Here is a 12119-nt window from a genome sequence, read left to right on the forward strand (position 1 = left end):
TATGTATTATTATTTTCTACTTGTTTGATTTTTCTTTTGTCATTTTATTAAGCCACTCAGGCACTGGAGTTTCTGCCAAAGGCACTCTAGCATGAGGTGCAGAATTAAGCCCTCTTACATTACCATGTGGCACATCTCTATGGCATTCCCAACATAGTTTACCTTCGTCCTTATGAGCCATACTTGCTGTTACAGATGCTGTACCCACCACACTATTCAAATCATTATGACAACGGATACAATTCTCCTGAACTACTGTTTCCCCCGGTTTTCTGATTTTAATTACCTGAGGCTCCATTCTTAGAGAATACATGCTGGCATGTCTCATTCCGTCCATTGCTTTAAAATAGTACTTTCTGAAGACATTGTCGTGAGGTACATGACAATCATTACAATTAGTTACCCTACCATGAGAAGAGTGAAACCATGTAGAGTACTCCGGAGCCATAATATGGCAGTTTACACAGGCTTTAGGATCATCTGAAAGGTAAGAGTACGCTTTAGAAATGTAAAACACATACATAAATAACCCAAGTGCTACTCCTAATAGTACAGGAAATAACCATCTTTCCTTCCGTCTATTTGTTTTAGACTTACCTTCATAGTTTTCTCTCTTCATCATAGGGGTCTATTTTTAAATTACTAGACAAAGGTAAATACTATTAAATATTTTTTTACAACAAAAACACCTAACAATTATCATATTTTTAAAAATTATAATCGTTTTAAATAAAACTACTAACTTACAAATATCATTATGACAAATATCACAATAAAACACACTCATTAGAAACTGATTTGATACTAATTTTGTCTAGCATTTGAATTATTAACTTAATAATAAATATTATGAAAACTTATTATTTACCTTTATTGAGTATTTTTCTATTATCTCATTCTCAAATATTAGCTCAGGATTCTTCAAACAAAGACAATACTTTCGACATGTCCTTGCAAATTCGTCCAAGAACTGAGTACAGAAACGGAGCCTACACTCCATTAAACCAAGGTGAGCAGAATGCTTTTCTCACACACAACAGAACAAGACTGAGCATGAATTACTCTAACAAAGACTTATTAAAGGTAAAATTCTCAGTACAAAACATCAATATTTGGGGACAAGCCAACCAAGTACAGATCGTTGATCCAACAGGAGGAATGTCTATCTATGAAGCATATGCAGACTTAAAGTTATCCGAAAATCTAAGAACTAAAGTTGGGCGACAAGCAATAGTGCTAGATGACGAAAGGATTTTTGGAGGACTTGACTGGCACCCAGCAGGAAGAAGCCACGACGCTTTAGCCATAGAATGGAATAAAAACAATACCAACATTATTACTTACGCCGCTTTTAACCAGAATTATAAAAACAATAAACTTAATATAAATAATCCAATAGGTCAATTTTTTACCCCTACAGATGCACAACCGTACCAACACCTTCAGTTGATTCATTTTAAACACCAACTATCCAAAACTTCTTATTTTTCAATATTATTGAATAACCTAGGCTACCGAAACGATTTATTACCTGACTCCAAAACGCATAACTTACAAACTTTTGGTATGAATTATTTTGGCAAGAAAAACGCTTGGAATGGACATTTCTCATCTTATTATCAAATGGGAAAAAACGCTCAGGGCACTAAAAAATCTGCCTATTTACTTTCTGGTTCATTAGGTTATCAAGTTGCAAAACCTCTCAACATCAGCATTGGAGCAGATTATCTCTCTGGCGATGATACCAACAAAACCGATAACATTTCTAACTCATTCGACCCACTTTACGGAACTCACCATAAATTCTATGGCTTCATGGATTATTTTTATGTAGGGAACGCTCATAAAAATGTAGGACTATTAGACACCCACGTTAAACTATCCGCAAAGGTTAGCCCGTCACTAAATCTAGGATTAAATACCCATTTATTCTATTCTGGAACTAATATCTACAATAATGATAAAAAACTATCCTCTTACCTTGGTAATGAATGGGATTTCACTTTTGGATATAATGTGATGCCTAATGTAAGTGTTGTAGGCGGTTATTCTTTCTTCCTAAACACAGAGCCATTGAGATTTCTTAAAAATAAAAACACAGCCAACTCTTATCAAGATTGGTTCTGGGTAAGTTTAAATGTAAATCCTCAAATTTTAAAAGCTAAATTTTAAATCAAAATAAAACCTAACACAATCCATAAAAAAGGAGACCTAATATTAGATCTCCTTTTATTTTACTAATATGATTTTACATCTTATTTCTTAATAAATTTAGAAGAAATAGTTTCTAAATCATTCTCTACATTCACCACATAAGCACCTGCAGCAAGATTTGAAACATTAAGTTTATTTACTCCTGCTTCAGCTTTAGTTTCTAGCACCATACGCCCTGTCATATCATACACTTTTATAGTAGCATTTTTAGACAATTTTTCAGGAACATCTACATAAGCCACATCTGTTACTGGGTTAGGATAAACTTTAAAGTCATTATTGCTAGACACCATACCAGAAGCACCCTCAGCAAAACTAGTATAACCCGGCTCCAATCTTAATGTATAGCAAGAGTTAGGGCTAGAACCTGAATATGGACTCACTAACACATAATAAGTACCTGCTGCCAAGTAAGCTTGTATCAATTCAGATTTTGTTCCAGAGTTAAGAGATGACCTAATTTGAGTTCCTGCACTATTGTACAATCTTAAATCTATATCATGAGTTAATCCACTTAACTTTACTGTAACATAACCCGCAGTACTTGTAGTCAACACATAATAATCCCTATCCGTAGTTGTCTCTATCGCAGCATTATAATCTCTATTCAACGCCGTAATTCTAGTAGCAGAAGAGAATGTATTATTAGGCTCATAAGCTCCATTACAAGTAGTTACCATAGCACTTAATGTTCTAAACGAAGCAGAAGTATAATTACTCATAGAAGTTGAAGAACAATTAGTTCTCACTCTTAAATCGTAAGCTGTATCTGCTGAAAGACTTGTAAGAGAAACAGTAGTTGATGTTGTTGTTGTTAAATCTACCCAAGAAGAACTAGATGCTAATTTATATTGCAGTGTATAATTTACATTAGCCGAAGAACTTGCCGTCCAAGAAACTGTAGCCGCAGACGAAGTAATATCACTTACCGTCATATTAGAAGGGTCACCACAAACTGTAGGTGTTGGCGTCGGAGTTGTTGCCCCCCCTCCATTAGCTCCAGTAACTATTAGAGTATAGTTTTGACTAGAGTTAGTCAATGTTCCTTTATGAGAAACTCTTACCGTATATTCCCCCGCTGGAACAACCCCTAAATCAACTCTCTCAAAGTTATCGCTATTGTTATCTTTTTTTGCATTAGTACTTCTAGAAGTAAGAGCCCAAGGGAAATAAATTGTACCATTAGAAGAGGTTACTCTTAAGTCTAAATCATTAACCAATCTTTTAATAGAGCTATTTAACTGAGACGATGTTTGAAGAGGTCCAGCTGGATCATACCAAGAAATTGACACTCTAATAGGCGCAACTCCATCAGAAACTATCTTTTTAGTATAAAATGCTCCATTAGCTAAATTTAAGTTTTCTATCAAAGAAGAAGTTCCTCTAGCATCAATTGCCTCTACCATTTTCTTTACATTAAGAAGTCCCCAACCAAAATTAGCATCAGGACCTTCCATCCCTGCATCATCAGCTGTATGCAATGCCAAACCTTTCAATTGAGCTCCTAACATAAACTGCCCCTCCTTATTATTATAATGTTGCTGAACCAAAAGTAAAGACCCCGTAACATTAGGGCTCGCCATAGATGTCCCTGTATAACTATCATAGTAAGCATTTCCATAAGTTTTACCAGTGCTAGTAGATGTATATGCTACTGGAGAATATACTTGAACCCCATTACCTGCTATATCTGGCTTCACCCTTAAATCATCGGTAGGACCTTGACTGCTAGAGGAAGCGATAGTCACAGATAATAAATTACCCTGAGCATCCACATTAGCATCATTAGCATTGGCTACAACTAATGCGTTTTTAGATGTAGAATGTCCCGTTAATTTATCATAATCATTAGTAGTACCTCCCAATGGACTAGCGTTTAGCAATTCATACTTCCCTGTATCTTGATTATAACCATAATTAGAGCCGTCATTACCAGCAGCTACACACATTAAATAATATGGTGCACTATACATCAATCTATCCCAGTCTGCAGACTCTCCTATATAAGCTCCAAAATACCAATCTGGAAGAGATAACGAATTATATCCGTATGAATGATTACTCAGCAACATACCCGCTCTCGCCGCTGTACTTGCTTCGGAGTAGTCTGATGACCAATCGTAAGAACGAATTAAGGCTTTACTTGCCATACCTTTAGCAGCCGCAGTCACACCTGTTGCGGCAATAGTTCCTCCCACATGGGTTGCGTGGTTATCCCCATTATGACTAGCACCATCTCCTACTGTAACTCTATTACCAAACTCTCTATGAGAAGGTCTTACACTACCTGCATCCCATACATAAGCCGTCATACCCTGCCCATCTAATTGCAATCCTAAACTACCTCCCGTATTTAGGTGATTAGCTCTGGTAGATCTTGCTGCTGCAATATTATTATTGGTAAAATAAATAGGAACCCCATTCTCTACTCTAATAAGCTCCGATGTACCACCTTCCTTGTGCTGAATCTTCAATGGCAGATTATTCTTTTTCAAAAACTCAGCTAACTCAGCTTTTTGTTTTTGCTCTTTAAGCTTACTCTCATCAACAATTTTGTCTAGTTTTTGCTGATTATACTCTTTGGTAATTTTCAATCTCTGCTGTTCTGTTTGAGCAAAGAAAAATACAGACGCCCCCAACGTGAAGGCTCCTGTAAATAATACTCTCTTTTTCATATTTTAATAAGTTTTTTCACGACTTCACAAATGTATATTTTTTTTCTAAAAACACAATTATTAAAAAAAAATAAAAAATATACACAACATAATTAAATCTATAACAAACTAAAAAACAAGACACAACAAAAGCATTTTAATACAAAAAAAGACACAACAGCATAAAAAAAATAAATTAAATTACATTTAACAATTAAAAAAATAAGAAAACAACAGATATTTTGAAACATCAAACATACTCAACAAATTTATATTTCACAAAAACATTTTATCATCATTTTTCTCTATTTTTGTCACATCAATGGACTCATTAAAAACACTTAATCCTTATTTTTGGAAACACAAGAAACTTCTTTCTTGGGGTATTTTTTTCATTATAGCAAGTAACTTTTTTGCCATCTACCAAATTCAGTTTATAGGCAAAACTGTAGATATTATCCAAGAAGTTATCTCTCAAAAAAAAACCACTCAAAAGGTGCTTTTTCGCACACTCCTAATTAACGGAGGTATTATCATTGGAGCCTCTGTGCTATCGGGCATTTTTAGGTTTATGATGAGACAAACCATTATTGTGGCATCAAGAAAAATAGAATACGAGCTAAAGAACAATATCTTCCGTCAGTACGAAAAACTATCTCTAACTCAATACAAATCAACCACTGTAGGAGACTTACTTAATCGTTTAAGTGAAGATGTCGTTGCCGTAAGAATGTATCTAGGTCCTGGGGTTATGTATGTTATCAACCTAGTGATACTACTCATTATCACAAGCGTGTATATGTTCCAAACTAATCTACAAATGACTCTTTGGACTCTTCTTCCCTTACCTATACTTTCATTCACTATTTACAAAGTAAGTTCTATTATCAATAAAAAGTCTAAAATCATGCAGAAAAGCCAGTCTGCCATTTCTACATTCGTACAAGATAGCTTTTCTGGCATTAGAGTCATAAAGTTTTTTAATAAAGAAAAGTACATTCAACAGAATTACAATACTAAGGTAAAACACTATCAAGAAAAAGCTCTAGACCTCGCCAAAACAGAAGCCTATTTTTTCACAATAATACTATTAGTCATTGGCTTACTCAATATTATTATTCTATACATTGGGGGACAAAAATACATAAAAGGGGAAATGAGCATAGGTGCCATTGCAGATTTCTTTATGTACATCAATATACTTATATGGCCCTTCTCTATGGTAGGTTGGGTAACTTCAGTAAATCAAAGAGCTGCCGCCTCTATGCAAAGGCTTAATGAATTCCTTGACAAAAAATCTGAAATTATTAACAAAAATAAAAACCATTATAGCATAAAAGGAGACATAGAATTTCGTAATGTAAGCTATACCTACCCTAATACAGGTATTAAGGCTTTAGATAACATCAGTTTCAAGGTAAATGCTGGCGAATCTCTTGCTATTATGGGAAAAACAGGCAGCGGAAAATCTACCATAGCCCTCCTTCTTTGTCGATTGATAGACCCAGACGAAGGAGATATTTTCATAGATGGTATCAATTTAAAAGAACACAATCTAGAGGTTTACAGAAACGCTCTAGGCTACATTCCACAAGAAAGCTATCTATTTTCTGATACTATAGAGAACAATATAGGATTTGCCATAGATAGCTCTAATGCAAAAATCATTGAAGAATATGCTAAAAAAGCAGATATTCACAAAAACATCATAGAATTTAAAAACCAATATAAAACCATAGTTGGAGAAAGGGGGGTAATGCTTTCTGGAGGACAAAAACAAAGAATCTGTATTGCTAGAGCACTTATAAAGAAACCCAATATCCTTATATTCGACGACAGCCTATCTGCACTAGATACAGAAACAGAAGAGAATATTCTAAATAATTTGGAAAACCTAGATGAGAAATGTACCCGAATCATTATTACCCACCGACCATCTAGTGCTAAAAATGCTCACCAAACACTTTACCTCTCCCCTATCAATTAGTCATCAACACATCACTTCTAATTTTAGTGTTTCAGAAAAAAATAAAAATTCATTAAAACAAATCCCTCAAAATAAACACCCCATACATAACAAACTGATTAACAGAAACCAAAACCTTACATTCAAAGTTTTTAAATAATTTTTTGCTGATTAGTAGAATTATTTTATATTTGTTACCTAAGATTTCTAAAAAATAGATGAAATGAGTGATTACAAGGAAAAACGAAATGAAAATGAAATTTTCACTAGAGTGTTAAAAGCAGGAAGAAGAACCTATTTCTTTGATGTTCGTGAGACTAAGGCTGGAGATTATTATCTTACCATTACCGAAAGCAAGAAGCACTTCCAAGATGGTGGTGAGGCTACATTTGAGAAGCACAAAATTTACCTTTACAAAGAGGATTTCAAGAATTTCTCTGAAATGTTTAATGAAGCATCAGAATTTATCATTAGTGAAAAAGGAGAGGATGTAATCTCTGAAAAACACGATAAAGATTTCAAAGGAAGAAATTACACCTTAGATACCCACGAGGAGATTTAAAACAATAAACTTCATAAAAACAAAAAAACATCTACATTATGTAGATGTTTTTTTGTTAGGGTGACTGACCGGGATCGAACCGGCGACCTTCAGGACCACAATCTGACGCTCTAACCAACTGAGCTACAATCACCATTTTGTGGGTGCAAATATAGAAATATTTTATCTATTTACAAAATTATTGAATCAAAATTTTTAAAAGCCATTAGTTTTTCAGAAGTAAAGCCTTCTGCATAGGAGACTCCAGATAATCTACCCAAATCTTGAGCTCTATAAGTAAGACTCTCCAAAAAATCTTTAGTAGAGATTGGAGTCATTGGCTCTTCCGAATTAGGATTATAAAATTGCGTTTCGTATGCTAAACAAGCCTCAATTTTTTTATCCATAAAATCAGATATATCCACTACAAAATCAGGATTTATAGACTTCCACTGTATATAGTTAAAGATATGTTTAGGTCTCCACACTGACTGAGTTTTACCAGCATCAAACGTTTCAATCTTAATAAGACCTGATAAAAAACAAGCATCTGAAACCAATTTAGCAGCTTTTGCGTGATCTGGGTGGCGATCATCTATTGCATTTGCAAAAATAATTTCAGGTTGATATTTCCTTACCATCTTTACAATACGCATTTGATACTCCTCTGTGTTACTAAGAAAACCATCTTTCATACCCAAGTTTTCTCGTTCCAAAACTCCTAAAATATTTGATGCCCTTTTAGCTTCTTTTGCCCTAGTTTCATTTGTCCCTCTCGTACCTAACTCTCCTTCCGTTAAATCTACTATCGCTACTTTTTTACCTTGAGAAATAAACTTGGCTAAAGTTCCGCCGCACCCTAGCTCAACATCATCAGGATGAGCTCCAATGGCTAAAATATCTACTTTCATACTACAAATATAAGGTTTATTCTAAAAAAAATAAGAGCTTCTTAATAAACTAAGAAACTCTTATTTATAATCAATTAAATATTAAAAAAACACCTAATTATTGGCTAAGTAGTTTCAATAAATTTTGAGCATCTTTATACTCAGGGTTTAGCTGAACAGATTTCAATGCGTACTCTTTAGCCTTCTCTTTATTTTTATCTTTTTCCAAATAAGCTACAGCGAAATAAGCATAAGAAAGTGTTTCTTTACCTTGCATTTGTTCCTCTGCAGGTTTCTTATTCATATTATCTATATAAGTCTGATAAGAAACTTTAGCTAACTCATTATTACCCGCTTGTTGATACGCATACCCTTGACTATAATAAGCTGGAGCCCAGTCAGGAATTAAGTCTATCATATTCTGCCAAGTATAAGCTGCTCCATTCCAGTTTTTAGCCTCTTGATAAGCCATCGCTAACTTATAAATATTGTCTGTATTTTTAGGGTCTGCAGCCATGGTTTTCTTCAATGCTTCTATTTCTGGATTAGTAGGACCTGCTTCTGCTGCTTTTTTAAGATCAACTCCTCCTGCCATAATTTTAGCCAACTCTGCATCCCATTGCATAGTTTCATCTTTTGCTGCCTTCGCGATTGCTATTTTTTCGCTAGACATTTTCATAAGATTAGCCTTTGTTGACTCATCCTGTGCTTTTTGGGATTGCCCTGCATAGATTAACCCCAATAAACCTTGGTCTGCTGGCAATACTCTAGAGGCATCTGCCTTAGAAATAAATGTATCTAAATTTTGTTTAGCCTCATCATACTTTTGCTCTCCATATAAGAGATAAGCATTGAGCTTGTACTTAATAACATCTTCCACTTTACTAAAAACTTTATCTAGAACTTCTCTAGATTCTGTATAGTTTCCATTTGCAAAATAAAGCTTGGATACCTCTAACATCGTTACAGGGTCTTCATCAGCATATTTAAGATAATTCAACAAATTACTTGCTGCCGCATCATGCTTTTGATATCTAATGTTATAGTTAGCAAGCGCCTTATATGCCGGAGCGTAGGTAGGGTCTACCGCTATAGCTTTATTAAGGTTATCTGTTGCTAATTGCCACTGATTAGCAGCCATCCACAGAGTCGCCATTCTAGTAAATACAGATGCTTTATTTCTAGCCACTACCGCTGCTTTATCATAAGCAGACATCGCTTTACCTGCGTCTTTTTTAAGACGATAAGCGTCGCCTAAAGAATAATAATAGTTAGCAGGCACATTACCTTTCTTTTCTGCTTTTTCTATAGCCTGACTAATAAATTCTACAGCTAAATCCGGAGCATTATTACTCTCAAACATCGTAAGAGCCTCACCAGCTCTAAATAACACCTCAGGATCTTTTCCTTTAGAATCATTTACAATTTCATGTATTTCGTTAATTGCAGCTTTATTTCCTTTTCCTAGCTTAATAGAAGCCAAGCCTATTCTATCTAAATATGCCTTTTTATCTAAAGCTAAACCTTTATCAAAGTATTCTTTAGCTTTATCAAAATTAGGTTCGTATTGAGTTAAGTAAATATTTCCTAAATAAAAATAATTTTCCGCAGAAGGAGATTTCTGAAGTAACTGATTAAACACTTCTTTTGCTTTCGCATATTTATGAGCATCCATATTCTGGAGACCTTCTTCTACCGTTTGTGCACCTGCAAAACCGAACATAAAAGCGGCTGCGGCACCTAATACCATTTTCTTTGTCATTTTTATATTTTTCATTTTTAAGGTTTAGTTTATAATTTGGTTTATTTGTAACCAACAATTATTAAGCCATTTTTAAAGTAAAGAGTTGCTAATATAAGAATTTTATCTCATCTGAACCTCTCTTTTGTAAATATTATAAGGTTGCAGCCCTTGCTTAGAAACCACTATTTGCCCTATCTGGGTGCAAGAAAATCTTATAAATCCATTCCCAACCCCGAAAAAACCTTCATTTGTCAAAAAGTAAAGAATCCTTGAGAACGGATACTCCATATTCCTTATACTTGAGAGTTCAGGTTTGTATATTTTCCCTTTTTCATCCATCACTGGTAGCACTTTCACTTTCTCTCTTAACGCTATAGCCTCAGGAGAAAACTCTCTGCTTATTGTATTAAGGCTTATCACTCCTATTTTATCACTAAATTCACCTATATTATTCACAATATTTTCATTCCCTCTAATGATAGAATATTTAAGAGCTGAAGGTTTAGCATTAAATTTTTGTGCTATAAAATTAAGATTACTAGCGTTAGTACCATCAAATATTAAATTTTTAGACTCAGAGTTGAGCATTTCTTTAATTTCAGAAACTTTGATATGCTCTCTATTTGAATTTTTAGGAACAATAAAGACCACAGCATCTCCCGCAAATTTAGCAGGATTATACTCCAAATCTACTTTACTCTTATAGACTTCTTTTTCCCTTTCAGAAAGCTCTCTAGACATTACTATTACTCTAGCTCTGCCCTCTAGCAAGTCTATAAAAGCCGAATCTTCTTTCTTATAAAGAACATCTAGCTTAGCCTCTGGATAAAAAGCCATATACCTCTCTGTCAAAGCCTCCGTTACATTTTTAAAGGAAGGGTCTGCTACCACCTGTATCTCTCCCTTTTGAGGGTTTTCTGCTTCTTTACCCTTTTTACAAGAAAGCATTACAACTAAGAGAAATAATAAATAACCTATTCTTTTATACATCTTTCTTATTCTGTTTTATATTATAGATTGCCCTAAACAATCTAAAGACACCATAAATTATCATCAAAACCCCTAATGGATAGGCAACATAATCATCCAACTGAATTACAAAAAATTTATACACTAGTACCACAACACCTAAAGTAAGGTACATAACCCCTGCCAAAATAGATAAATAATTAAACATAGCAACAAATATAACAAAAAAGAGAAGCCCTAAAGCTTCTCTTATAATAATTTTAACAGAATTTTAATACTCAAAATTCATTGCCACTGGCATTCTAAATCTTGAACGAACTGGCTCTCCATTTACTTTACCAGGAGTCCATTTCTTTTTGATGGATTTTACAGCTCTTTCTGCCTCTCTATTAAATGTAGAGTTAGAACCTGTAACTTTTACCTGAGAAAGTGAGCCATCTCTCTCTACTACGAAAGTAACCTCAGCTTTTAAAGTACCCTCATCACCTTCCATTACCGAAGTATCAAAAGACTCTTGGAAAGCACTCCTAAATCCGTTTATACCTCCGCCTGAGAACTCCGCTTCTTGGTCTACCGTTGTATACACTTCAGTAGTACTCACTTGAGGCTTTACCTCTACCGTCGTCCCTTTTCCTGTAGAAGGAGGAGGTGGAGGTGGTGCATAAGAAGGTTTCTTAACCCCTTCTTGGTTTACCAAACCTGTAGTAGTTTCTAGCTGCTTAGATATAGGTGGCGGTGGGGTTTCCACTGTAGGAGCTTTCACTGGTTCTGGAACCACATTCTGAATAATTTCAATCTTCTCCTCTTCCACTTTTGGTGGAGGTGGTGGCGGTGGAGTTTCCTCTTTAGGTTGCTCCAAAATAGGTTCTTCCTCTGGAAGAATCTCCATAAGATTAGCCTCTACTTCTTGTTTAGGCGGTGCCGTTAGCTGTTTAATTTTCATAACAATAAACGGAGTAGCCGCAGCTAAACAGAACAAAGTAGTACCTATAATCATAGACCTTGTAAGAATACTCTTATAGCTCTGTCTTAGGTCATAAGCACCATAGGCTTTATTTCTGTTTTCAAATACAATCTCATCCAAACTTGGATTGTACCCTAAATTTTCATCTGACATATAAAATATGAATTTTAAGGGTTA

Annotated in this window: 10 protein-coding genes and 1 tRNA gene; 3 read left to right on the top strand and 8 right to left on the bottom strand. The window is 34.7% G+C overall.

Going from position 1 to position 12119, the window contains the following annotated elements:
- Positions 1-16: 16 nt before the first annotated feature.
- Positions 17-622, bottom strand: a complete 606-nt coding sequence (gene nrfH / locus RA0C_RS05690) for a cytochrome c nitrite reductase small subunit (protein WP_014411283.1) — start codon at positions 620-622, stop codon at positions 17-19.
- 227 nt (positions 623-849) lie between these two features.
- Here nrfH and RA0C_RS05695 point away from each other — a divergent pair, with 227 nt between their 5' ends.
- Complete coding sequence (locus RA0C_RS05695; protein ID WP_004917242.1) at positions 850-2172, top strand: alginate export family protein; 1323 nt, start codon at positions 850-852, stop codon at positions 2170-2172.
- A gap of 83 nt (positions 2173-2255) precedes the next feature.
- Here RA0C_RS05695 and RA0C_RS05700 read toward each other — a convergent pair whose 3' ends face one another.
- A complete protein-coding gene (locus RA0C_RS05700; RefSeq protein WP_004917241.1) occupies positions 2256-4889 on the bottom strand; it encodes a S8 family serine peptidase in 2634 nt (877 codons plus the stop codon).
- Positions 4890-5190: 301 nt separating this feature from the next.
- On the opposite strand from RA0C_RS05700, the gene RA0C_RS05705 reads away from it, so the two are divergent.
- Both RA0C_RS05705 and RA0C_RS05710 read left to right on the top strand, forming a co-directional pair.
- Positions 5191-6855 (top strand): ABC transporter ATP-binding protein, encoded by a 1665-nt coding sequence (locus RA0C_RS05705; protein WP_004917239.1) that lies wholly within the window; start codon positions 5191-5193, stop codon positions 6853-6855.
- 202 nt (positions 6856-7057) lie between these two features.
- Positions 7058-7396 carry a DUF3276 family protein gene (locus RA0C_RS05710; protein ID WP_004917238.1) on the top strand — a complete coding sequence of 113 codons (339 nt, stop codon included), beginning with the start codon at positions 7058-7060 and terminating at the stop codon, positions 7394-7396.
- 59 nt (positions 7397-7455) lie between these two features.
- Here RA0C_RS05710 and RA0C_RS05715 read toward each other — a convergent pair.
- The 6 genes from RA0C_RS05715 to RA0C_RS05740 form a co-directional block, all read right to left on the bottom strand.
- A tRNA-His gene (locus RA0C_RS05715) sits at positions 7456-7529 on the bottom strand.
- 37 nt (positions 7530-7566) lie between these two features.
- Complete coding sequence (gene bshB1, locus RA0C_RS05720) at positions 7567-8286, bottom strand: bacillithiol biosynthesis deacetylase BshB1 (RefSeq protein ID WP_004917237.1); 720 nt, start codon at positions 8284-8286, stop codon at positions 7567-7569.
- 97 nt (positions 8287-8383) lie between these two features.
- Positions 8384-10042 (bottom strand): tetratricopeptide repeat protein, encoded by a 1659-nt coding sequence (locus RA0C_RS05725; protein WP_049770578.1) that lies wholly within the window; start codon positions 10040-10042, stop codon positions 8384-8386.
- An 87-nt stretch (positions 10043-10129) separates the two neighbouring features.
- Positions 10130-10999 carry a PstS family phosphate ABC transporter substrate-binding protein gene (locus tag RA0C_RS05730; RefSeq protein WP_004917235.1) on the bottom strand — a complete coding sequence of 290 codons (870 nt, stop codon included), beginning with the start codon at positions 10997-10999 and terminating at the stop codon, positions 10130-10132.
- The gene (locus RA0C_RS05735) at positions 10992-11186 is read right to left on the bottom strand and encodes a hypothetical protein (RefSeq protein WP_004917234.1); all 195 of its coding nucleotides are present in this window, start codon (positions 11184-11186) and stop codon (positions 10992-10994) included. The genes RA0C_RS05730 and RA0C_RS05735 overlap by 8 nt, the downstream gene beginning before the upstream one ends.
- 63 nt (positions 11187-11249) lie before the next feature.
- The gene (locus tag RA0C_RS05740; RefSeq protein ID WP_004917233.1) at positions 11250-12095 is read right to left on the bottom strand and encodes an energy transducer TonB; all 846 of its coding nucleotides are present in this window, start codon (positions 12093-12095) and stop codon (positions 11250-11252) included.
- Between the last annotated feature and the right edge of the window lie 24 nt (positions 12096-12119).

The organism is Riemerella anatipestifer ATCC 11845 = DSM 15868, from assembly GCF_000252855.1.
Taxonomy (GTDB): domain Bacteria; phylum Bacteroidota; class Bacteroidia; order Flavobacteriales; family Weeksellaceae; genus Riemerella; species Riemerella anatipestifera.